Source organism: Vibrio sp. 2-1-2a (assembly GCF_032648565.1).
In the GTDB taxonomy this organism is placed as follows: Bacteria; Pseudomonadota; Gammaproteobacteria; order Enterobacterales; family Vibrionaceae; genus Vibrio; species Vibrio diabolicus.
The window spans coordinates 200,805-223,005 of record NZ_WBOH01000001.1; the positions used below are offsets into that span (position 1 = coordinate 200,805).

22 protein-coding genes are annotated in these 22,201 nt (G+C 45.0%); 10 read left to right on the forward strand and 12 right to left on the reverse strand.

The genetic code is table 11. The annotated features are described in order from the left end of the window. Position 1 precedes the first annotated feature (1 nt). The 6 genes from F7Y48_RS01050 to F7Y48_RS01075 all read right to left on the reverse strand — a co-directional run bounded on the left by F7Y48_RS01050 (position 2) and on the right by F7Y48_RS01075 (position 6,962). The gene (locus F7Y48_RS01050; RefSeq protein ID WP_258507952.1) at positions 2–1,282 is read right to left on the reverse strand and encodes an ABC transporter permease; all 1,281 of its coding nucleotides are present in this window, start codon (positions 1,280–1,282) and stop codon (positions 2–4) included. Beyond that, on the reverse strand, positions 1,279–2,400 hold the full coding sequence (locus F7Y48_RS01055; protein WP_258507954.1) for an ABC transporter ATP-binding protein: 1,122 nt from the start codon (positions 2,398–2,400) through the stop codon (positions 1,279–1,281). Before F7Y48_RS01055 ends, F7Y48_RS01050 begins: the two co-directional genes overlap by 4 nt. Positions 2,401–2,473: 73 nt before the next feature. Further along, positions 2,474–3,388 (reverse strand): dihydrodipicolinate synthase family protein, encoded by a 915-nt coding sequence (locus F7Y48_RS01060; RefSeq protein ID WP_005389756.1) that lies wholly within the window; start codon positions 3,386–3,388, stop codon positions 2,474–2,476. A 56-nt stretch (positions 3,389–3,444) separates the two neighbouring features. Then, a complete protein-coding gene (locus F7Y48_RS01065; RefSeq protein ID WP_258508244.1) occupies positions 3,445–4,419 on the reverse strand; it encodes an ornithine cyclodeaminase family protein in 975 nt (324 codons plus the stop codon). Between the two features lie 87 nt (positions 4,420–4,506). Further along, complete coding sequence (locus tag F7Y48_RS01070; RefSeq protein WP_258507958.1) at positions 4,507–5,580, reverse strand: polyamine ABC transporter substrate-binding protein; 1,074 nt, start codon at positions 5,578–5,580, stop codon at positions 4,507–4,509. A gap of 125 nt (positions 5,581–5,705) precedes the next feature. Further along, positions 5,706–6,962 (reverse strand): NAD(P)/FAD-dependent oxidoreductase, encoded by a 1,257-nt coding sequence (locus F7Y48_RS01075; protein WP_258507959.1) that lies wholly within the window; start codon positions 6,960–6,962, stop codon positions 5,706–5,708. Positions 6,963–7,071: 109 nt separating this feature from the next. Here F7Y48_RS01075 and F7Y48_RS01080 point away from each other — a divergent pair, with 109 nt between their 5' ends. The 6 genes from F7Y48_RS01080 (at position 7,072) to F7Y48_RS01105 (ending at position 13,597) form a co-directional block, all read left to right on the forward strand. Beyond that, entirely contained in the window at positions 7,072–8,073 is a 1,002-nt protein-coding gene (locus tag F7Y48_RS01080; protein WP_048626298.1) for a 4-hydroxyproline epimerase, read from the forward strand. Between the two features lie 21 nt (positions 8,074–8,094). Beyond that, a complete protein-coding gene (locus tag F7Y48_RS01085; protein WP_258507960.1) occupies positions 8,095–9,627 on the forward strand; it encodes an aldehyde dehydrogenase (NADP(+)) in 1,533 nt (510 codons plus the stop codon). A 152-nt stretch (positions 9,628–9,779) separates the two neighbouring features. Beyond that, positions 9,780–10,454: a GntR family transcriptional regulator gene (locus tag F7Y48_RS01090; protein ID WP_005377862.1), complete on the forward strand. Its 675-nt coding sequence runs from the start codon at positions 9,780–9,782 to the stop codon at positions 10,452–10,454. Positions 10,455–10,484: 30 nt separating this feature from the next. Further along, positions 10,485–11,249, forward strand: coding sequence for a transcriptional regulator (locus F7Y48_RS01095; RefSeq protein WP_139060185.1), 765 nt, complete (start codon positions 10,485–10,487; stop codon positions 11,247–11,249). A 364-nt stretch (positions 11,250–11,613) separates the two neighbouring features. Next, a complete protein-coding gene (locus F7Y48_RS01100) occupies positions 11,614–13,206 on the forward strand; it encodes a S41 family peptidase (protein WP_258507961.1) in 1,593 nt (530 codons plus the stop codon). Positions 13,207–13,276: 70 nt separating this feature from the next. Then, complete coding sequence (locus tag F7Y48_RS01105; protein ID WP_005397755.1) at positions 13,277–13,597, forward strand: hypothetical protein; 321 nt, start codon at positions 13,277–13,279, stop codon at positions 13,595–13,597. Between the two features lie 71 nt (positions 13,598–13,668). On the opposite strand, the gene rlmF is transcribed toward F7Y48_RS01105, so the two are convergent. After that, positions 13,669–14,796: a 23S rRNA (adenine(1618)-N(6))-methyltransferase RlmF gene (gene rlmF, locus F7Y48_RS01110; protein WP_258507962.1), complete on the reverse strand. Its 1,128-nt coding sequence runs from the start codon at positions 14,794–14,796 to the stop codon at positions 13,669–13,671. Next, positions 14,783–15,298: a M48 family metallopeptidase gene (locus F7Y48_RS01115; protein ID WP_054867354.1), complete on the reverse strand. Its 516-nt coding sequence runs from the start codon at positions 15,296–15,298 to the stop codon at positions 14,783–14,785. The genes rlmF and F7Y48_RS01115 overlap by 14 nt, the downstream gene beginning before the upstream one ends. Before the next feature lie 138 nt (positions 15,299–15,436). Here F7Y48_RS01115 and F7Y48_RS01120 point away from each other — a divergent pair, with 138 nt between their 5' ends. Then, on the forward strand, positions 15,437–15,667 hold the full coding sequence (locus tag F7Y48_RS01120; RefSeq protein ID WP_005377871.1) for a glutaredoxin family protein: 231 nt from the start codon (positions 15,437–15,439) through the stop codon (positions 15,665–15,667). Positions 15,668–15,694: 27 nt separating this feature from the next. Here the strand turns inward: F7Y48_RS01120 and F7Y48_RS01125 are convergent, their stop codons facing one another. Further along, positions 15,695–16,564 (reverse strand): LysR family transcriptional regulator, encoded by an 870-nt coding sequence (locus tag F7Y48_RS01125; RefSeq protein WP_213868416.1) that lies wholly within the window; start codon positions 16,562–16,564, stop codon positions 15,695–15,697. Positions 16,565–16,670: 106 nt separating this feature from the next. Here F7Y48_RS01125 and F7Y48_RS01130 point away from each other — a divergent pair, with 106 nt between their 5' ends. The 3 genes from F7Y48_RS01130 to F7Y48_RS01140 all read left to right on the forward strand — a co-directional run bounded on the left by F7Y48_RS01130 (position 16,671) and on the right by F7Y48_RS01140 (position 19,241). Then, complete coding sequence (locus F7Y48_RS01130) at positions 16,671–17,894, forward strand: MFS transporter (protein ID WP_114322429.1); 1,224 nt, start codon at positions 16,671–16,673, stop codon at positions 17,892–17,894. An 89-nt stretch (positions 17,895–17,983) separates the two neighbouring features. Beyond that, positions 17,984–18,556, forward strand: coding sequence for a DUF1415 domain-containing protein (locus tag F7Y48_RS01135; protein ID WP_025766766.1), 573 nt, complete (start codon positions 17,984–17,986; stop codon positions 18,554–18,556). Positions 18,557–18,665: 109 nt separating this feature from the next. Further along, positions 18,666–19,241, forward strand: coding sequence for a nucleoside triphosphate pyrophosphohydrolase family protein (locus F7Y48_RS01140; RefSeq protein WP_258507963.1), 576 nt, complete (start codon positions 18,666–18,668; stop codon positions 19,239–19,241). A gap of 70 nt (positions 19,242–19,311) precedes the next feature. Here F7Y48_RS01140 and btuD read toward each other — a convergent pair whose 3' ends face one another. The 3 genes from btuD to F7Y48_RS01155 form a co-directional block, all read right to left on the reverse strand. Then, positions 19,312–20,079 (reverse strand): vitamin B12 ABC transporter ATP-binding protein BtuD, encoded by a 768-nt coding sequence (btuD, locus tag F7Y48_RS01145; protein ID WP_082245220.1) that lies wholly within the window; start codon positions 20,077–20,079, stop codon positions 19,312–19,314. Next, positions 20,066–21,061: a vitamin B12 ABC transporter permease BtuC gene (gene btuC, locus F7Y48_RS01150; protein WP_053807303.1), complete on the reverse strand. Its 996-nt coding sequence runs from the start codon at positions 21,059–21,061 to the stop codon at positions 20,066–20,068. The genes btuD and btuC overlap by 14 nt, the downstream gene beginning before the upstream one ends. Before the next feature lie 82 nt (positions 21,062–21,143). Then, a complete protein-coding gene (locus F7Y48_RS01155; RefSeq protein WP_006741645.1) occupies positions 21,144–22,172 on the reverse strand; it encodes a succinylglutamate desuccinylase in 1,029 nt (342 codons plus the stop codon). Positions 22,173–22,201: the final 29 nt, after the last annotated feature.

Sequence of the window (22,201 nt, forward strand, 5' to 3'; positions counted from 1 at the left end):
GTTATCCTCCTACCTTAAGATTATTAATGCCAACCACACGGTTGAACATATAAAACAGAACCAGTACAACGAACAAAAGCAGTCCACCCAATGCGCCAGCCATCCCCCAGTTCAGTGATGTCTGCATATGATATGCAATCATATTGGAGATCATCTGTCCGCTTCTTCCACCAACCAAAGCGGGCGTAATGTAGAAACCAATAGAAAGAATGAAAGTGAGCAAGGCCCCCGCACCTATCCCCGGTAACGTAAGCGGCATATAAACTTTGATGAACGCAATGAAAGGCGTCGCGCCTAGAGAACGAGCGGCACGGAAATAAGTTGGGCTAATTCCTTTCATTACGCTATACAGAGGCAGGATCATAAACGGCAACAGAATGTGAACCATAGACACCACCGTTCCGAAGGTATTGTGAATCATCTGAATTCGCTCGGAAGTAAAACCCGACCAAATAAGGAGATCATTAATGACCCCTTGGTTTTGCAGCAGAACAATCCAAGACGTGGTTCTGACTAATAATGACGTCCAAAATGGCAGCAGCACAATGATTAAAAGTAAGTTCGCGCGCTTATCAGGTAAATTGGCAAGCAGGTAAGCAACGGGGTACGCCATCACCAAACAAATTAAGGTGATTGAAATAGACATCCAAAAAGTTTTAAAGAAAAGGTCGACGTATATTTGGCGTTTTTCTGGTTGGGGCTCAATATCTCCAAACTCATTCACTTGCAAGTCTAGCGCAGCAAGATAATGACTGAATGTTAATGCGCCACTAAGATTCTTAAACGCCGCCCAATATTTAGGATTAGTCCATCGCTTATCAAGCTTGGCCAACTGTGTCACCGAGTTCGGCAGCGACGTCAAACGAGACAACTTTCTGCCGGTTTTCATGAGTAAACTGCGCATACCAGACTCTTCAATATTCATCCGGCTGGCTATTTTCGGTAGCTCTTTGCTTTGATAAAGCGTAAGTACTTCAACAGAGAATGCCTCAATGACTTCTTGATGAGGCTGACCTTGATAATCCCAACTTTCTAAGGCTTGAATAGTTTGTGGGAGTGACTGGGATATTTCTCGGTTATCCACGCTTCGATAAAGCATGTCGAGGATAGGAAAAGCAAACGTAAGCAGAATAAAACACACCAATGGCGTTGTGAGCATAATGGAGCGAAGCTTTTTTCGGCGCTCTGCCTTTTGCAACTGCGCTTTCAGATTGGTTTCTTGTTGATGAACTTGACGTTCGATTTCCAATACAGAATCTAATGCGGTTAGCTCTCGACTCATGCTGCTACCTCGCTACTTTGAGTTTGTGTCCCATCAAGAGCATGGCAATCCTCACTTTGCCAACCAATACGACAAATTGAGCCAGGCGTTAACTGCAAGTGTTTACGATTATCGTTAGGTACTTTAACGATGAAGTGACCAACGCTCTCTACTTCGACGACCAGACGATAATGATCACCGTGATAAATCAATTCTCGTAGAACGCCCGAGACTTGGTTCTCACAAGACGCTTTCTCTGGTTGAATAACAATCTTTTCTGGTCGAATGGAAAGTGTTGTTCTCTGCCTTTGCTCAGATACTCTGACAGGTTTCGCAGTAAATAACTCTTTCCCAACGAGCACTTGGCAATACTTTCCGTTCCACTCTTTGACTAAACCTGAGAGTTGGTTGTTTTCTCCGATAAACTGCGCCACAAACGTATTACTCGGAGATTCATAAAGCTCGGTTGGTGTCGCGAGTTGTTGCACTTCGCCGTGATTAAAAACCGCAATACGGTCGGACATAGTGAGAGCTTCGTCTTGATCGTGCGTCACATACAAAATGGTGATGCCAAGCTTTTCATGCAAATGTTTAATTTCCATCTGCATTTGCTCACGCAGCTGCTTATCTAATGCGCCTAGTGGTTCATCCATCAACACGAGTTTAGGCTCAAACACTAATGCTCGCGCTAACGCAACACGCTGTTGTTGACCACCTGATAACTGCTTTGGGTATCGAGTCGCAACATGCTCAAGCTCGACCATTTCTAATACACTCTGAACTTTGCTTTGAATCGTGTCACTGTCGAGTTTTCGCACCTTTAAAGGAAACGCAAGATTCTCGGCAATGGTCATATGTGGAAACAACGCATAGTTTTGAAACACCATACCGATATCGCGCTTGTGCGGCGCGAGATGATTAACGGGAACGCCATCGATATAAATGTCTCCACCGGTCGCGGTTTCAAAGCCCGCTAGCATCATTAAGCAAGTGGTCTTGCCCGATCCTGACGGCCCCAACATAGTAACGAACTCTCCAGGAGCAATATCTAAGTTGAAGTCTTTCACCACCAAATTCGTGCCATCGTAGGTTTTCTTAACGTGTTGAAAGCTGACATAGTCCTTGTTTTCCGTGCTCATGACTTCCCTCTTCTCATTTTTTGAATATTACGAATGAGTAGAGCGTCAGTTAACGCTCTACTAAACAGCACAATTACAGATTGTATTTGGATAGGTCTAAGCGGGTTTCTAACGCATGTTCAACCATTTGAATGACTTGTTGACGCTCTTCACCTTGTAAAAGTTGGCGTGGCGCACGAACTTGTTCAGATCCACGTCCGCAGACTTGCTCGGCCAGTTTAATGCACTGAACCAGCGTAGGAATGGTGTCTAAACGCAGTAGCGGTAAGAACCAACGGTAGATTTCTAACGCTTCAGCATAACGACCTTGGCTTGCCAGTTTATAAATCGCGACGGACTCTTCTGGGAATGCGTTGGTTAAACCAGAAATCCAGCCGGTCGCGCCTAGCATCAATGATTCAAGAGCGATGTCATCAACACCACTGAACACGGTAAAGCGGTCATCAAATTTATTGTAAAGCTCAGTGATACGACGAGTATCAGTGGTCGACTCTTTAATAGCTACAATGCTTTCAAACTCAGCCAGTTTCGCCATGATATCGAGGTTTACATCGACACCATAAGCAACCGGGTTGTTATAAATCATGATTGGCATTTCTGGCGTTGCTTTTGCTAGCGTGCGGTAATATTCGAACGTTTCGCTCTCAGACGTGCGGTAAACCATGGCAGGCATCACCATACAACCATCGATACCAATTTTGTACGCATCCTGCATGTAATCAACAGCTGCTGTGGTAATAGACTCTGCTGTACCAGCAATCAAAGGCACACGGCCATTTACGACTTCTTTTGCCGCTTGCAAGACCTGGCGTTTCTCCTCCGGGTACAACGCGCAGTTCTCACCGACGGTACCCAAGCAGATAATGCCATTCACACCATCTTTAATTTGGTTATCTATAACAGTTTGCGTTGCGTCTAAGTCGATTGACTGATCTTGACGAAATTGCGTACTGACCGCCGGATAAACACCTTTCCAATCAATTTTCATGAACTACTTTCCTTATGTGTATATTGTATGCAATTTAAATAAACGAGCAAAAATGCTCAGGCATGGCTATCTATGCCATTTTCTAACAACACCGCCTTTACAGCGGCCAAATCAGCCAAAGCGCTGCCAACTGATTTGTATAAAGTAATGACCTCATCGTTTTGACGTCCTGAGATTTGTTGGGCGCAAAGCTGCGGTAATTCCCCTTTGATATCGTCTGACGTGAACACGCCCTCTTGAATAGGAATGAGAAGATCGCCCGCTTCGGCTAATACATTAATGCGGCTATCGACATACACCTGCGCTCGTTGCACTGCTTCGGAGTCGCATTCACGCTTATCCAAGTCATGATTACCGACCAAATCAATATGGGTACCCGGCTGCACGTCCGCGCCATTAAACAAAGGCTCAGCTGATGCAGTGATACAACTGATGATGTCAACGTGTTTGATAACTTGGTCCACATTTTCTACGACTGAAACGCGAAACCGACGCTCATCAGGAAGCGACTGATACTCTGAAGATGACACAATGGCATCTACCGTCGCCTCGGCTTTGTTTGAGTTGCGCCCCCAAATGTAAACCTGCTTAAGCGGGCGAACCGCAGCGTATGCCCACGCAAAATAAGGCGCAAGATTGCCCGTTCCGCAGATCAACAGACGATCAGCATTGGGGCACGCTAAATAGTCCGCTGCCAACGCAGAAGCTGCGGCGGTGCGCCAAAACGTTAAAACTTTACCGTCTACGAGTGCGATCGGCTCACCATCGTTTCGTCTAAAAACAAGCAGCTTAGATGCAAGCGTATCTTTGCCGTGCTCAGGGTTATGCGGGAAATACGTAAAGGCTTTCACCGCAATCAACTCCTGGTTCCAAGCTGGAAGTAGCGCAAACGCCTCATATTCTCCCTCTTCTAAGGGCATAACTTGGCGTTGAGGTATTGTCGCTGGCCGCGAGTACATTTCACGCATCGTTTCAATAAGAGACTTCATTGTTAAACATTGCGCGACTTGCTGTGCTTCGATGATTTTCATCATTTCTCCGAAAACATAAATACAGTTGAGGAAAAGTACGGAACCTAGCTTATGGATGAAAACTCGGCCCCATACACAAATTAACGCCTAGTTAATCAGCCAAGTATTAAACTCTTCATTTAGTTCATCCGCGTAGTCTGACCACCATTCATCGTTAATCAGGAAGGCGGTTTGGAAGTTTTGAGGTGCGGTAGGAAGGTTCGCTAAAATGTCTGGGTTCACCTCCGCCGAAGACGACTTACGCGTAGGCCCATAGGCAACGTACTTAGCTTGATCAGCTAATGGTTTTGTTCCTGAAGAAAAAGCGATGAAATCCAATGCAAGCTTTGTGTTCTCACTACCCTTAGGTATCGCCCATCCATTCATGTAACCCATTTGACGGTCCCATATAATCCGAAATGGTTGACCCTCATCTTTACGGGCATTGTGAATTCGGCCGTTAAAAGCCGAGGCGATCACCACTTCTTTGTCAGCAAGCATTTGAGGTGGCTGGGCACCTGTTGTCCACCACAGCACTTCTGATTTGATCGTATCCAACTTAGCAAACGCACGCTCACGCCCCGCTTCGGTTTCGAGCAGGCTGTAGACCTCTTCTGGTTTTACACCATCAGCCAATAGTGCCCACTCAAGATTACCCTGAGGTTGTTTTTGCAATGCACGTCGACCTGGAAAAGTTTTTAGGTCAAAAAGATCGGTCAACTTGCTAGGCAAAACCTTACCTTTAAACGCGTCTTCGTTCACCGCTAATACTGTGGACACAACGATGGTATTGATTGCGCACTCGTGAATCGCACCATCAATGAAATCCTCTTGTGCTGGTGTTCCATCTGCGCCCGGAGGCAAAATACTTGGGTTCACTGGTTCTAATAACCCTTCGGCACAACCACGAACAATGTCCGGCTTGTCGAGAGACACCAAATCCCAGCGCACGTTGTTCGCTTCCACCTGCGCTTTAATTTCGGCTAATCCGCCGCTGAAATCCTCGGATACGATCTCAACACCTGTTTTTTTAATGAAAGGCTTGTGATATGCCTCCACTTGGCTCTTTGTGAATGCACCACCCCAAGATACGACCGTCAATTTGTCTTCAGCATAAGCAGAGGTCCCCAACAGCATTCCTGAAATCAACAGCGCCAATGGTGCTTTGGTCATTCGTGACATGTATTACTCCTTTTGGTTGTTTTTCTGGAGGCATCCGAGTACGGCTGTTGGACACCAGTTTTTGTTAAAATTAAGTTAACATTAGCATTTAATATATTTTATACAATATTTAATATTAAATTTTTTCAGGCAAATCGTTGTAGTGAAAAAGGTGAAAGATCAATCGATGTCGGCTTTCCTTCGATAAGCTCTAAAAGGAGATCTGCCGTAATCGCCGCTTGAGTTAATCCAAGGTGTTGGTGACCAAATGCCAGTAATACATTTCCATCCCAAATGCTATCAATAACCGGTAACGAGTCGACTGTTGAAGGCCGATTCCCCATCCACTTTTCTCCTTGCTTGAGTGGATGTAACCCCGATTCAAACATCTCATCACCTAACTGAAAAAGCATTTCTGAACGTTTCATATTGGGTGGTGACTCTACATCGGCATACTCAACAGTGCCTGCCAAGCGTAACCCACCTGACATAGGAGTCATGATGAATTTTCTATCGGCAGAGCTAATAGGAAATGGCAATACATCACGCTTGTCATCCACCATTAGGTGATAACCACGCTCGGCTTGAATAGGCACTTTGACTCCGGTTAGTTGCCGTATCAAAGGCTTAGAATGTACACCTGCGGCAACAATGATTCGGTCAAATGAATGTGTTTGAGACTCAACCAGCACATCGCCATTTTTCGCCAACGCAGATACACCTTTTTGTAAAACCTTACCGCCAAGAACTTCAAAAGCTTCACTTAGCTCAACACAGAGCTGATAAGGGTCTAGCGTATGACCTGTATCGGGAAAAAAGACTCCGACACAAACCTTATTGCTGAGATCAGGTATCCGCTCTCGAATCTCCTCTTGTGTCCAAACTTGATACGTCACACCGTTTTTAACCAGTGAGTTAAGCGTGCTTTGATAATTCTGAAACAGTTTCTCGTTTTCAAAAGTGAGCAATGAACCATTCATTTTTATTAGATGTGCTTTTCCGATTGAATCAAGCACGTCACGCCAACTTGCCACTGACCGCTCGTTAAGACTCTTAATCGCGTTTTTTGCCCGCTTCGCGGCTGATGGCTTTGCTTGTAATAGAAAACGAATCATCCACCCGATTGTGTTTGGAATATCTTGCCAACGGATCGAAACCGGACTTTTGGGTTCTAGCAGCATTTTAGGTAATTGTGGAAGCAGTGCTGGCGTTGCAAGAGGGAAGATTTGCTCAGTCGCGATATGACCTGCATTTCCTTTAGAGCATCCATTCCCCACGCCATTGGGATCAAAAATCGTGACTTGATAACCTTGCTGCTGCAATTTCAATCCAATTGATAAGCCAATAATCCCCGCACCTATCACAGCGATCCTTTCCTTTTTAGTTTCATCCTTGACCAACATAAATATGCTCCGAGTCACACTTGAAAATGCAGATTGTATACAATATATTTTACATTACGTTAACATCACTATTGTTTAATTCAACCATTTTTTCAGCAAGGAGCGAAAAATGAGACAAGGAACTTTTTTCTGTATTGATGCCCACACCTGCGGCAACCCAGTTAGGCTGGTAGCAGGCGGTGTGCCTCCACTTGAAGGCAATACCATGAGCGAAAAACGCCAATACTTTCTTGAGCATTATGATTGGATTCGTCAGGCACTCATGTTTGAGCCTCGCGGACACTCAATGATGTCGGGGTCAGTTGTCTTGCCTCCTTGCAGCGATAACGCAGACGCTTCAATTCTGTTTATTGAAACCAGTGGCTGCTTACCAATGTGTGGCCACGGCACCATTGGAACCGTCACCACCGCTATCGAGAATCGCCTTATCACTCCCAAAAAAGAAGGTCGTTTGATACTTGATGTCCCAGCAGGACAAATCGAAGTGCACTACCAAACAAAAGGTGACAAGGTCACGTCGGTAAAGATATTTAACGTACCAGCTTACCTTGCCCACCAAGACGTAACCGTGGACATAGAGGGCTTAGGTGAGCTCACCGTCGATGTTGCTTATGGCGGAAACTATTACGTAATCGTCGACCCTCAAGATAACTACGCCGGACTTGAACACTACTCTCCAGATGAAATTTTGATGCTTTCTCCAAAAGTTCGCGAAGCGGTATCTCGAGCGGTTGAGTGCGTACATCCAGAAGATCCAACAGTGTGCGGTGTTTCTCATGTGCTATGGACCGGAGAGCCCACTCAAGAAAACGCCACCGCTCGAAATGCTGTGTTTTACGGCGACAAAGCGTTGGATCGCTCGCCATGTGGTACGGGAACAAGTGCACGCATGGCGCAATGGCATGCAAGAGGCAAACTCAATCAAGGGGAAGACTTTGTTCACGAAAGTATCATCGGCAGCCTATTTCAAGGCCGTATAGAAGGCATTACCGAAGTGAATGGCAAAGCCGCTATTTTGCCAAGTATTGAAGGATGGGCACAAGTATACGGTCACAACACGATATGGGTAGACGATGAAGACCCATATGCGTACGGATTTGAAGTGAAGTAATAAGGATAATAAGGAAGAATGATGAACCCACAAGAACCAACCACTTTTTACGCAGTCAACGCCTTTACTGGTGAGCCTCTACCCACAGCGTTTCCGGTACATGGAGAGCAAGAAGTTAATCAAGCCGCCTCCGCCGCCCAAAGCGTTGCGCGTGAGTTTCGCCAACTAAGCAATGCAAAGCGAGCGAGCTTACTTTGCTCTATCGCCTCTGAATTGGAAGTGAAGAGTGAAGAAATCGTTGCTCGTGCTCATTTAGAAACTGCCCTTCCCGAAGCACGTTTAAGCGGTGAGATAGGACGTACCGCGAACCAATTACGACTATTTGCCGAGGTCGTGAGCTCGGGCAATCACCATCAAGCAATTTTCGATACGCCAAACCCAGACCGTCAACCACTGCCGAAACCAGATATTCGTCGTCAGCAAATCGCAATTGGCCCTGTCGCCGTGTTTGGTGCGTCTAATTTTCCGCTCGCATTTTCCACTGCAGGTGGTGATACGGCGTCGGCACTTGCGGCTGGCTGTCCTGTGATTGTAAAAGGCCATACCGCCCACCCTGGCACCAGTCAACTTGCTGCTGAGTGTATTGAGGCTGCACTTGAGAAAGAGTGCTTACCGCAAGCCATCTTCACGCTATTGCAAGGTAACAAGCGCGCACTTGGCCAAGCACTCGTTACCCATCCAAAAATTAAAGGGGTTGGGTTTACAGGCTCCGTCGGCGGTGGCCGTGCACTGTTTAATCTAGCTCAGCAAAGACCTGAGCCAATCCCATTCTATGGCGAACTAGGGGCGATTAACCCAACATTTATTCTCCCTTCAGCCATACGAGAGAACGCCTCATTGGCTGAAGAGTTTGTGGCTTCTATGACCTTGGGCTGTGGACAATTTTGTACAAAACCAGGCGTTGTATTTGTCTTGAATAGCCCAGAAACGCAAGCCTTTATCGAAACTGCTCAAGGGTTAATTCGACAACAATCAACGGCCACTTTGCTAACGCAAGGAATCCGAGAAACGTATGAATCAGAAGTTAACAAGCGAACTTCCGAAACAGGCATTAACGTAACTCGTTCTGAACAAGCAGAAGTGACCAATGTCGCACCAGCACTGTTCGTGACGGACAGTAAAAACTGGCGTAAAAACCCACAATGGGAGGAAGAAATATTTGGTCCTCAATCGTTAATCGTAATCTGTGAAGATTTCGATGACATGTTGAAACTGAGTGATTCACTGACTGGCTCGCTCACCGCAACCCTTCACGCTACCGCTGAAGACGAAGAACAAGCCAAGCAACTGCTTCCAAGTTTGGAAGAAATCGCCGGACGCCTTGTATTCAACGGTTGGCCAACTGGCGTCGAGGTTGGTTACGCTATGGTTCATGGTGGACCATATCCGGCTTCAACCAATTCTGCCTCAACATCTGTCGGGGCAGAGGCTATTCATCGTTGGTTGCGTCCCGTCGCTTATCAAGCTTTACCAGAATCTTTATTGCCGGATTCATTAAAAGCGTCGAACCCACTGGGTATTCAACGCGCCATAGATGGCAGTGTGTCCCAATAAGATCACCAAATGGCTCAAAAAGGCATCAACTGATGCCTTTTATTTCACTCTACTTCTCAAAAACTTCTTTCCTAGTTGGTTTGTGCCAGAAAAACAATAAACTACTAAAGTAAAATGGATTGGATACAATATTAATTTCACGGGAGACTTCAATGTCACAGAAACCTGTTTTTAAAACGCGCACTCAGCTCGTTGAGGAAGCAATTCGAACTCAGATCTTGAAGGGCGAGTTAAAAACTGGTCAACCTTTACGTCAAGATGCGTTAGCAAAAGAGTTTAACGTTAGCCGAATTCCTGTGCGTGAAGCGTTAGTTCAATTGGAAGCACAAGGACTCGTTAGCTTTGAACCTCACAAAGGTGCGACGGTCACTGAGCTATCTCCAGAGAAAATCAATGAGCTATTTGAACTGCGCGCTGTCGTGGAATGCCACATTTTAGAGCGTGCGATTCAAAATATGACAGACGCTGACCTTGAACGGGCGCGCGAAGTTCGCGAACGTTTCGAGTCAGTAGTGAACAGTGGCGACGAAGTAGAAGAATGGAGCAACTACAACTACGAGTTCCACAAAGCCCTATATGCGCCAGCCAACATGCCTGAAACTATGGACGTCATTTACAACTTGAACACAAAGTGTGACCGATACATACGTATGCAGCTATTGTTCACAACAGGCATTAAAAAGGCAGAAGAAGAGCACTTAAGCTTGTTTGAAATGTGCCAAAATCGCGATATAGAAGGCGCCAAGTATCTGCTGAAAAAACACATTCTAGAAGCAGGCACAGCGATTCGAAACCTACTGCTTGAAAGGCAAAATATCAGCCAGTAAACGGAATAACGAATAAGGTGATATTCAAGGATGAATGTTGGACCAAAGTTTTTACTCGCAGCGCTACGACAAAAGATTAAAGAAGAAGGGCTTTGCTACAATTCCTTGTCAGAGAAAAGTGGCATCCCTCTATCCAGTATTAAACGCCACCTACATAATCCTGCTTTAGGTTTGGATAAAGTACTTGTTTATCTGAACTACCTGAATACCGATCTCATCGAACTCGCAACCTTAGCCAACGAGCTCCAGCACCAAAACGAGCAAATGCTAACAGATGAAGAGAGCGCCCTTTTCGTTGAGCATCCTTATTTACTTGATTTTATTTATATGCTGACTTCTCGTGATATTAAACCGCAAGAGATAGCCCATACTTACGGACTTTCTGATACAAGCTTACGATTCTATTTGCGTATCGCGGAAATTCTAGGATATGTCGAAAACTTCGGAGACGGCTTGTTTTACCGTTCTGGTCGTCGATTTATTATGGAAGAAGGTACCGCATTGGACACCTTATTCAAAGAGCGATTTCAACAAGAGTCGCTTTCTCATAACATCAACCCAGGTGTGTGTGTGGGTCGTATTAGGCTCACCGAAGAGCAAAAAGTGCAAATAGAGGACGAGCTTTGTAATAAATTAGCGAAACTTAACGCAGTTAACACTTCCAACAACGAAGGTGAACTAACAAATATATTAATGCGCTGTACTCCTGGCGCTCAGATATTTTTCGCAGATGACTTACCGGATATTGATGGAAGCCTGTTAAAGCACGTCGCCCAATTGACTAAAATAAATTAAAACATCAGATTAAAGATTCACTCCAAACCTAGAATGCATCATTTATTCCTGCTAAATCTCTAATAAATAGAATTTCCCGACCCAAAACTTACTTTCTATTTAGCAAACAATAATTAGTCGACAAAGAGAACCCTCCATTTCATCTTTGTTTTTTTCCTTATTATTACGTTGAAACTGCTAAGGAACTTAAGGAATAACTAATGGATTTTTAAGAATAAAAGACAACCATTTTTACGTTATTTACCTCACACTCTTTAAATATAAATTTGCAGACGAACGAATTAAATTAATACATTCACCTAGCTAATAAAAACAAAAGCAAAACAGATAATTATAATTCTATTATTTATAAGGACATAGAAAAGTGAAATTTAAGTATTCTTTAGCAACGGCAGTCACTCTCGCATTATTACAAGGTTGTGGCGGTGGCGGCGGTGATGATTCATCTACTCCATCAACTAGCAGCGCAACCGGGCCAACATGGAAAGCCGGTGATTTTAGACAACCATCAAGCTCGTTTGTCAACCAATGTGAAACCCCACGAGTGGGTCGAGACCCATATAACAATTATGCCGCCTATCCAGATAAATTAGGTTCTGCTTTACACGAAAAACTCTTTTTAAGAGCTTTTACTAACGAAACTTACCTTTGGTATGACGAAGTTCCTGATAATAATCCAGCAAACTACAAAACCGTGACGGATTACTTCAACACACTGGTCACCTCTGCTACTACCACGACTGGTAAACCGAAAGATCGCTTCCACTTTACCGTCCCTTATGAAGATGATATGAAGTCATCGCAATCTGGTTTAGTCGCTGGGTTTGGTTTTAACTGGGTATTCCTACGTGGCGTACAACCTAGAGACGTTCGTATCTCCTATACTGAAGAAGCCTCTCCAGCAGATAGAAGCGGCATTGCTCGTGGTGATAAGCTTCTAAAAATCAATAATATTGATGTTGTTAACACCGGTAGTCAGTCCGACATTGATTTTATTAATAAAACTCTATTTAACCCTGACATCAATCAAGATTACACCTTCACATTTGAGAGTGTTGACGGCCTAGAGAAAACAGTGACGCTTACCGCCTCTGATGTCATGACTTCTCCAGTTAAAAATGCCAAAGTGATCGCACACAATGGTATGCAAATCGGCTATCTACAATACAACTCATTTGAACCAAGCGCTCAAGCCCCACTTATTGAGGCGTTCAGTACGCTCTCGGCAGAGAATGTTGACGAGATCGTCGTTGATTTACGTTACAACGGCGGTGGCTTAGTCCTTCAGTCCTCGCAAGTAGGCTACATGCTAAGCGGTGCTGGTCAGAACCGAGTCTTCAGTGAGTTGATTCACAACGACAAAGTGATGCGTACCATTAAAGATGGGGATAACATCTATCGCTTTACGAATCTAGCAATAGACTGGGCAGCACAAAAGTATTCGGACCAAGTGCTGCCGACACTGAACAAAAAGCGCGTATATGTGCTGACTTCAGGAGGCACGGCTTCCTCAAGTGAACTGTTGATCAACGCTTTGCGCGGCATTGATGTTGAGGTTATCCAAATAGGCTCAACAACCACAGGTAAACCGTATGGGTTCTCAGCAGAACAAAACTGCGGCACTATGTACTACACTATTCAGTTCAAGTCAGCGAACGAGAAAAAATTTGGCGACTTCTCTGATGGTTTTATTCCTACTCCAAAGAGTCAAATCAATACCGAGCTAGGCTTAAACAATAGAGTGGAAGGTTGCTGGGTCAATGACGACCTAACAAAACCATTAGGCGATCCGTCTGAAGGTATGCTTTCTGCGGCACTAAACTACATGGAAACTGGAACCTGTCCGCCGGTCTCCTCTTCTAGTTTCAACGCCATGCCGCGTAACATTTCATCTCCGGAGTTAAGCGATCTTCGCTCTCCGCTACGAACAGAGGCAATTCATGTTGAGATCAACTAACTTTTTACGAATGCTGATTCGGGTTGCGCTTTTCTTAGGCACTTCGATTTCTTTGATAGGATGCCAAGCTATGTCACAAGAACCCGTTGAAGCATTGAGTAAAAAGAACTCTCCGGAAACAGTCATAGAGATTCAAAACGCGATCGCAGAAATCCAAGGGACACCAGCACCTAGAATCGCAAATAACGTATTTGAATCCTCACCGCATTTGTTGATTGAAAAAGGACGAGTAAAAGGGAACAACAATCAACTGTTGGATGGCAGCTATACGGATCTTCCAGACCAATATACGTTGCAGATAAGAGGTGAAACCTGTGGCTTGTACTATGCCAAAACAGATACTTTTGTCTCTCTCAGTTCACTAGATTGTGAGCCCATCATTAAGTTTTAGATCTCCCAAAATAGAAGCCCGCTGATATCAGCGGGCTTCCTACTTTATTGTTCAGTGTGAAACGGTCAACGTTACTTTAATTCCATCCATGCTTTACGCTGTTGTTTATCCATGTATGACCAAGCTACAAAGCGGCTCACTTTCTGCCCTTGACTCATTTCAACAACACGAATGGCTTTCACACCCAATTTTTCAAGCTGCTTGCGCATCGGGCGAACGTTGTCTTTTTTGGATATAAGTGTCGTAAACCACAAGACCTGCGCAGCAAAAGCTTGGCTTTCATTCGCCATTTTTCGGATAAACGCCGCTTCTCCGCCTTCACACCACAATTCAGCGTTTTGACCGCCAAAATTCAACGCAGGTTTACTTGTCTTTACTTGTGCGGTTTGAGGTTTTAGCCCCTTCTTACGCTGGTTTGCTTTTAGATTATCGATTTTACGCTGGCTGCCCATAGCGGCATCTTCCGCCGAACGGTGGAATGGCGGATTACATGTCGTCACATCATAACGGTCATTCGGTTGAATGATACCGCGATAAATATTGGCATCATTGTATTGCTGTACCAGTGCAATTTTTCCCGTCAAAACACGATTGTGCTCTACGATCGTTTGAGCCGATTGGATGGATTTTGGATCGACATCGCTGCCCGTATAGTGCCAACCGTATTTTGTTACACCAACAATCGGATAAATACAGTTTGCTCCCACGCCAATGTCCAACGCTTTCACTTTTTGGTGCGCGTACTGACCTTTTACTTCACTATCAAGTAGTTCTGCCACTCGGTGAATGTAATCAGAGCGGCCCGGAATCGGTGGGCAAAGGTAGGTGTCGGGAATGTCCCAGAACTCGATACCATAATACGCAGCAAGCAATGCTTTATTGAGCATTTTAACAGCGTTAGGATCAGAGAAGTTTATGGAGTCTTCCCCTTTCGGATTTTTGATAACGAATGGCTTTAACTGTGGTTCACTTTCCACAAGTTTTTTAAAATCGTAACGACCTTGATGAACATTACGCTCATGCAAGCCATTCTTCGCTATTTTAATAAACTCGACTTCGCTCTTTCCTGCAGGCTGCGGAGATTTGCGCGCAACTTTGTCTTTAACACGCTTCGGCTTGGCTTTATTCGCGTCTTTATTCTGAGCCGCCTTTGAAGTCTTTGGCTTTGCTTGCTTCGCGTTGTGATTATTGTTCTTCATTCAAATTCGCTTTTAAATCGAGGTAAATCATAAACAAACGAGCATCAAATTCGAGTTGGTGATACTCAGGCTCCATGTAGCAACATAGCTGATAGAACGCCTTGTCGTGGTTTTTCTCACGAGTATGCGCCAACTCATGTACCACCAGCATTCTTAATAGTGGCTCGGGCGCATCCTTAAATACATTGGCAATGCGAATCTCGTTTTTCGACTTCAGCTTGCCGCCATGGTTTCTACTGATAACACTGTGCAAACCAAGCGCGTTGTTTACCGCGTGAATTTTCTTATCGTAGACAACTTTACTGATTGGCGCGGCTTTCTTCATGTAGCGGTTTTTGATTGCCATGGCGTACTCATAGAGCGCCTTTTCGCTTTTGATTTGGTGCCTATCGGGATAACGCTTTTCGAACCAAGGAACAAACTTGCCACTCGCTATCAATGAGCTCACCTGCTCTACGATGTTTTGTGGGTAGCCTTGAATATATCGAAGTGACGGATGCATAGAATTAACGTCTGTTATGACAAAATAAAGGCGCTCAATATACCTGAGATAAAGGACAGTTTCACCTTAGCTTTCGCCTTTCATTTATGGTGAAAGGCCGTTAAACTTCGCCTCCCAATGATAATGGAGAGAAATTCAATGAAACGTGTCGTTCTTTACGTCAAAGATAAATGCCCTCACTGCAAAGATGCTCAACGTTATCTGGATTCGAAAAATATTAACTATCGTTTGTGCAATGCTAAGATGCAACGCGGTCGCAAAGAACTTGATGCGCTTGGTGCTCGTTCAGTGCCAGTTTTAAAAATTGGTGATCGGGTAATGATTGGCTGGAACCCAAAGAACTTCGAGAAGATGTACAAAGGCGACTAGTGCTCGGACGATGAATCTGCGCTGCGTTTAAACGTAGCGCTTGATAAAGTCGATAAACGTTCGATCTGCTATTGATAAGTACCCCTGCTTGCGCCAAGCAAGTGCCAGATCCAGCGTCACTGGTGGTTCAAACGGTAGGCCAACAACGCCCGACTCATGTTGAGTCACCAGTTCCAGTAACGCGGTAATCGCAAACTCTTGTTTCACAATACTCAAAATCAAAGGCAGTAAGTTGGTTTCGAATGATGACTTCATGGTAAACCCATGCTCCTCACTCACCTGATCCAAAAATTCGCGGTGAAAATAGCCATGCTGAAACATAACCAAATCGTGTTCAAAGAACTCATCAAAAGTAAGAGAGTCTCGCTGGGCTAACTCATGCTCAGGAGAAACAACTGCGACCATTTGGCTAGTAAATAAATGGTCAGTTTCTAGGTCATCAGGCACGTTATCACAACTGATCACACCGATATCGAGTTGACCATTAAGCAGCATACGACGAATCGATTGAGTCCCAGCTTCGACCAAGGTCAATTTTAACTCCGGGAACTGGCTTTTAAACGCCATCACGATTCGTGGAAAGAAATAACTGCCCATCATTGATGGCGTCCCGAGTCGTACTTCGCCTTTCGCTAAACCTTTCAACTCATCAATCGCGAGCTGCGCGTCGTGCAACTGTTGAATCACCCGCTTAGCATGTATAAGTAGCGTTTCGCCCTCTTTCGTTAAGCTGATTTTTTTATCATCACGGCGAAATAAGGTAACGCCCAAAGACTGCTCAAACTTTTTGATAGAAATGCTTAATGCGGGCTGGGCAATATGCAGGGCTTTCGCCGCATGGGTAATATTTCCATGTTCAGCGACCGCCAGAAAATGTTTAAGTTGTTTCGATTCCATTAGATCAAAAATATATGGTATCCATATTTTTAATATATTTTTTTAATTTACAACGAACTGATAGATTGATCACAGTCTCTCCATTTGCTCACATTAGGCAGGATTCATGGTCAGTTTTGGCACACCGGAATACAAACGCATTACGCTCTCGCTAGCGCTTGGTTCCTTCTTGGTTTTTTCAAATTTATACCTACTACAGCCAATGCTGCCCACTTTTGCCCAAATTTTCACGATCTCAGAAACGCAAGTGAACTGGCTATTTGCGGCCTCAACACTCGCTCTCTCTTTTAGCCTCGTTCCAATGGCTGTGTTATCAGAATCAGTGGGACGAAAGCCAGTCATGATGGCCGGTCTGTTTTCGATTCCTACCCTTTCCGCTTTGATGCTGTTTGGTGACTCATTCCTGTTTTTGGTGGTATGTCGAGCATTGATCGGTGTCGCGCTCGCCGCTTTTGCGGCGGTCGCCGTGGCTTACATGGCAGAAGAGCTCGACAAGCACGCTTTCTCGATGGCAATTGGAACGTACATTGCGGCTAACTCATTAGGCGGTATTGCAGGGCGTATTAGCGGCGGCTTATTGGCGGACAATTTCAGTGTTGATGTCGCCATTGAAGTTATGATGGTGTTCACTCTTCTTGGTGTCATTGGTGTTCACTATTTATTGCCAACACAGCGCAACTTCACCCCGTCATCAAGCAGTTTGCGCCATCAAAATCGTGCGCTTATTGGTCATTTTAAAAACCAACGCGTGTGGTTCGCGATGCTGATAGGAGGACTCAACTTTGCTTTGTTCGTAAACCTTTACTCCGTCATGGGTTTCCGTCTGGTGAGTGAACCTCACAATGTGCCCGTCGGGTTGGCCTCACTGATCTTTATTTGTTACTTGGGAGGGACTTTCTCCTCTCGTTGCGCAGGCCACTGGAGTAAACGTTATTCATCAATCCTCGGTATGTTCTTAGGCGCGATAGTGAGCATGACGGGAATGTGGATTGCTGCGGTTGAAAGCCTGACTGCAATGCTAGTTGGGTTGTTGCTGATAAGTTTTGGTGCCTTCTTTACTCATACCCTCGCCTACGGTTGGGTCGGTCAGAATGCCACTCGTGCCAAAGCCACCGCGACAGCGCTCTACTTAGTACACTACTATGTAGGCGGTAGCTTAGGAGGATTCTTGCTTCTTTATTGTTGGCAACATGGTGGTTGGTCGAGTGTTCTTATGGGGGGAAGCGCCGTCTACCTAGCGATGTTTGCTGCGATTGCGTATTTGAAACACATCGCCGAAAGAAAGCACACTGACCAAACACCTGACGCAGCGAGTTTAAAGAGTAGCTAGGGTAAGCTCATTTGCGTAATACCTCTCTGGTTACTTGGATAACCAACTCTGCTATGCTTGCGCTACTTTAATAAAAACCAGAAAGTCGTATGTCAACGCGTTCAACACAAAACACAGATATCGAAGCGATCACTCAACAGGTCGATCAATGGCTCAACGATGTGGTAATCGGACTCAACCTTTGTCCGTTTGCTGCCAAACCGCAACGTAATAAACAAATCAAAATCTTTGTTAGTGAAGCGACTCAAGAAGAAGCGCTTCTTGAAGATATTTTATTGCAGCTGATTGAGCTGAGTAACACAGAACCCGAACAACTTGAGACCACGTTGGTTGTGGTTCCCAACATGCTACAAGATTTCTGGGACTACAACTTTTGTATCGATTGGGTTGAAGGATTAATTAAGCAGCAAAACTGGGAAGGTGTTTTCCAAGTAGCGACTTTCCATCCAGATTACTGTTTTGGCGGCGCAAGGCCTGAAGACGACGAAAACCTGACCAATCGTTCTCCTTACCCAATCTTCCATTTGATTCGCGAAGAGAGTATGGAAAAGGTACTAAAACACTATCCTGATCCTGAATCCATTCCCGATACGAACATCGCTCGTGTTTCCGCCCTTTCAGAGGAAGAACGTAAAAAGCTGTTCCCTTACCTATTTCGTTAAGCACCACCATTCCCAAAGGCAGATTTATCACCAGTTAGATGCAATGCCCTTGGGGTTCAAAGTGCGGTTTGATATCATTGCCGCTTCAATCGATTCAATGGAAATTAGAATGCAACTGTCAAAGCTAACCCAAGAGATTTTTGATCACTTATACCGTGATATCACCGAGTTCCGTAGTACGTTCGACTTACCGGTCGCAGACGCTGCAAGCCTTGATATGCAAGCAGATACACTACACACCTCTTTGGCGATCGAAGAGCTAACAGAGCTAGCAGAAGCAGATTGTAAAACTGAGCAAGCAGATGCCATCGTAGACAGCGTGTATGTATTAATGGGCCGTCTCGTTCATCTTGGCCACAGCAAAGTAGAAGACAACCTAGCGATCAGCTACTTAATTGATCTTCTATTAAACGTTGCAGTAAACCGTGGTATCGAATTTATTCCTTGCTGGGATGAAGTGCACTCAAGCAACATGAGCAAAGTATGCCGTAACGAGCAAGAGTACTCAGAAACAGAGGCATTCTACGCGGAACAAGGCATCAAGTTGATGGCGGTACAGAAAGGTGAATACATCATCGCGAAATGCGCCGAAGATTTCGTATCGGAAGGTAAAACCATTCGTAAAGGCAAAGTACTCAAATCAGTTTACTACCGCCCAGCAGATCTAAAACCGCTAACTCAGTAAGCGTTGAGTTTGGCTATCTCGATTAAAAAAAACGACCTCAAGTAGGTCGTTTTTTATTGTCTCTTAAATACTAATCAAAGATTAAATAAGGTTGCTCATCTACGATGACCTTTTTGACTTGAGTATTGAATACTTCCCCGAGGGCTTCTTCCGTTAGCACAGTATCGGCATTTCCTGATGAGTGCAGCACACCGTTGTTAAGCAGCAATACTTTATCTGCGTGCTTTAATGTGCGGTTGAGATCGTGATTAGCAACCAATACTCCAATTCCCTGCGCCGCCATAGCGTTAATCAATTGATAGAGCAGACCCTCTTGCGCAATATCTAACGGTGCTGCTGGCTCATCCAAAATTAAAAACTGCGAAAAAGGATTAATGGTACGCCACACCTGCAAACATACACCTGCTAATCGGACACGTTGCCACTCACCGCCGGATAATGTTTGAATACTGCGATGAAGCTTATCTTGCAGCTGTACCAGCTCCACCACCATATTGACGGCATCACGCACTTTGATATCCGCAATCTCAGCACCACTTGGCAGAGATAAAGCGAGATACTGAAACACATCAACATTAAACGCTGGACGTGATTGCTGACACAAATAACCTCGAACATGAGCTTGCTCTGACAACGGTAAAGTAAGCAAGTTTTTGTTGCCAACGTACACTTCACCACTCATACCCTCTCGGTGGCTTAACGTACCAGAAATCGCAGCCAATAAAGTACTCTTACCTGAACCATTAGGCCCAACGACATGTACGATTTCGCCTGCTTTGCATTCAAAAGAAAGAGGCAATAATCGACTACCAACCGACATATGTTTAACGTGCATCATGACTCTTCACCAGCATCCAGATGAAAATAGGTGCGCCAATCGATGTTGTCATGACACCTAAAGGTAGCTCAGCGGAGTCCAATAACAGCCTTGCGCCGATATCCGCAAATACAAGTAACGCAGCGCCAGATATTGCAGAAAGTGGCAATAAATAACGGTTTTCTGTACCAAAAGCCAAACGCAACAAGTGCGGTACCACCAAGCCAACAAAGCTGATGATGCCACCCAAAGCGACTGAACTCCCCACCAAGACAGAAATGGCGAGGATCAGTTTCCAACGCATTTGATGTACATCGACTCCCAATTGGGTCGCATGAATCTCACCAAGCATCAATTTATCAAGCGACTTGCCTTTGCAACACAACCAGATAAGCACCGGCAGCATCACCAAGGTAACGGTATGTTGATACCAACTTGCACCACCAATGCTGCCCATTAACCAATACATCAGTTGGCGTAGGCTAAGATCATCACTGAAGTAAAATGCCCACGTCACAATCGCGCTCGATAAAATACCCAATGCGACACCAACCAAAAGCAATCGAGCCGTCGTCAGATGCATTGCCCTTGCTATCGCCACCAAAACAAACGTGAATACCATCGAGCCTGCAATTGCTGCCAACATAAAAACAATCGGGGTGGGAAGAACAGGTGACGCGAACATGATTAAGACCATTGCTAAGCTTGCACCACCAGATATACCAAGCACGCCAGGTTCAGCCAAAACGTTCCCAAGCAACACTTGTAACGTCGCGCCAGATACCGCTAACGCAGCACCAATAATTGCCGCAGACACCAACCTCGGTAAACGCAAGTCCACCAGTAGCTTATGTTCAAATGCAGATAAAGATTGAAAAGGAGAAAGGAAAATTTCTCCGACCATCAAGTGGATGGCAGAGAGTACAGCGAGCACGATCGACATAACCATCAGGTTACGTTGCCAGCGTCGTTCCTTGTTCAGGATAAGTTGTTGAAAATCCATAGCGGCCGATAAAAACAAACGAGGCTTAACCTTACAGTTAAGCCTCGGTAAATTGCAATTAACTTCTCAAAGCAATGTTGGATTAATCGTAAACCAACTCGCCCTCTTCAAAACGGGTTTTCACTTCACAAACCATCAGAGCTGCACGTTGACCTATTGCGACATGGCGGTTCGGGAAGACAATCGCTTCATTTTCGTTCTTCGCCATTAATGGTTTGTCGCCATCATGACCAAACACTTCGCCGTGAACAAATGAAGTGAAGTTTTCAACATTGTCGTCGAACATAAAGTCAAAGTCTTCGTTCAGGCGAACGATTGTGCGACTTACGCGATATTTAATGCATGGTTTTGGTAGGTGTTCTGGCTTCGTTTCCGCAATCAAATTACGTAAAGACAAATCAAACGCAGTCAATTTATCGAGGTCATTTTCACCAATACGAGCCACACGACCAAGCTCCATTGTGAGAGCTTGCGCACCAAAGTTCTCGGCACTGTACCAGCTAAACGTACTAGATGGTGAGTTTGACAAGAGCACAGCTTCAATGTGTGCACTGTCCAAGAAATCGATTAATGCCTTGCTTCGCACAGGATGACGAGTCTTAGGACTTACTGCAAACGTATAGTGCTTCGAACCTCTAATCGCGCAGTGTAAATCAAGGTGCCAGCGTGTTGTCGGGTCGGTATCCTGATAAAAATCTCGAACAAGCAGCTTAAGCGTATCAGCGATGACAAGCTCTTTTGTCTGTTTGTGTTCTTTTTCGTCAAACAGACGGTTGAGGTTTTCTTCAAGGAATCGCGTGTGCGCCAGAGTGGATTCTGGATGAGCGATAATGAATAGACAACGGGTATCGACCGTCTGGAACCCAGATTCTATGTCTTGAATAATGGAATCCACCAGCTCCATCGGTGCCGTTTCATCTCCGTGAACCCCACAAGAGATGATGACGTTCTTCGTATCCTGAGTATAGTTCTCAGGGATCACTTCTAGTACACCACGCTGATAGAGTTTAAGTTTTACACCGTTAGAAAGCACCTGCTCCGCTGGTGCAACATCGATATGAACATCTAACGTGTCAGTTAAAAACGATTGGCGAAAGAGAGACTTCGTCATGCGTTACTCCTTAATAGCACGGCGGGTAT